Source organism: Mucilaginibacter sp. P5_A4 (genome assembly GCF_056400605.1).
The window spans coordinates 1-1,538 of record NZ_JBFUKX010000128.1 but is presented as its reverse complement, the minus strand read 5'-3'; the positions used below and the strand labels follow the sequence as shown (position 1 = coordinate 1,538).

Sequence of the window (1,538 nt, the reverse complement as noted above, 5' to 3'; positions counted from 1 at the left end):
ATAATAAAATCAATCTCATCATTTTGAAGTTGCGGGTAAATTGGTAACGAGATTTCATTGGCGTATTGTAAATAAGCAGATGGATAATCATTTATTTGATAACCTAAGTCTTTAAACAAAGTCAACATAGGTAATGGTATAAAATGAACATTAACGGCTACACCCTTACTCGTAATATCATCAATGATATTGTCGCGTTGAAACTCCGATATACCTTTAATTCTCAATGCAAAAAGGTGGTATGATGATTCGCGATTGCCATCCATTAACGTTGGGGCAATAAACCAGTTCATTTTTCTGAAGCCCTTACAATACTTTAATGCAATCAGTTTTCGTAGCGGCAGAAGCTCTGATAGATATTTCTTAATCTGTGCTAATCCAATTGCAGCACAAATATCCGGCATATTGATTTTCAGCCCCTGGAAAAGAATATCATATTTCCAGCCCCCTCCTGTTGATTTGGAAAAAGCATCTTTTGTTTGCCCGTTTAGTGTGTACATTTTTAAATAACGCAATTCTACAGCTGTATCAAAATTCGGCGGCAGATTTAAACATATGCACCCCCCCTCGGCTGTTGTTATATTTTTAACTGCATGAAAAGAAAATATAGTTATATCACTTTTTTTTGCAGCTGCAACACCGTTTATTGTTGCACCCAGCGAATGAGCAGCATCTGCAATTAAAAGTATCCTGCCTAAAGCTTCTTGTTTGTGAGATGCGGCTATAAACAGGTCATTTATTTCGGGCTTGCAAATTATCTTGTTTAACTCATCATAATTGCAGGGCCATCCGGCAAAATCAACGGCAATTATTGCTTTTGTTTTGGAAGTTATTGCTTTGAGTACTGCTTTAGGTGATATGCAAAAATCATTATCAACATCAACCATCACCGGTATGGCACCGCAATGTAATACACACAAGGCCGTAGCACAATAAGTATAAGCCGGTATAATAACCTCATCACCTTCTTTTACCCCAAACCACTTTAGCATCAGTATAGCGCCCGATGTCCATGAATTAACACATATGGCCGCATCTGATGAAGTAAATTCTACCATCTCATTTTCAAGTGCTGCTACCTTTGGCCCGGTAGTAATCCATTTTGAATTAAGCGTATTAACAACTTCATTGATAACCGATTGATCAATATAGGGTGGTGAAAAAGGAATTTTCATGGTGTTATATTAAATAAATGAAAGGTTTAGTTAGATTTTATAAAATCGATAATAACCCGGATTGAAGACTCAAAGAAAATCAGGCGGGTATTTTTTCGAAAATGGCGACTATACTATCGATAAAATCGCGTACAAGACGTTTGTAAATGCAATACTTTTCCATAATGCTTTCTTTCCATGTATAGTTCCCAAATGATAAATCATCAAGAGAAACAAAATTCTCATGGTACCTTGCCATAAAAATTTCAAGATCACGAAAGCCTTTATTTGTGCAGGTTTCGGGATGGTAGTTAAAAGTCCATGTGTTTTTTGTTTTAGGTTCAACCTCTGATAACTGTACGGGAATCCAGTTGAAACCAAATC

The 1,538-nt window shown here is 36.4% G+C and carries 2 protein-coding genes; both read right to left on the bottom strand.

Annotation, left to right across the window (positions count from 1 at the left end; translation table 11 throughout):
- On the bottom strand, positions 1–1,175 hold a 1,175-nt coding region (locus AC1DQW_RS27575; protein ID WP_477457000.1), incomplete at its 3' end, for a DegT/DnrJ/EryC1/StrS family aminotransferase.
- 79 nt (positions 1,176–1,254) lie between these two features.
- Positions 1,255–1,538 (bottom strand): hypothetical protein (locus AC1DQW_RS27570; protein WP_477456999.1); only part of this gene is annotated, 284 nt, incomplete at its 5' end.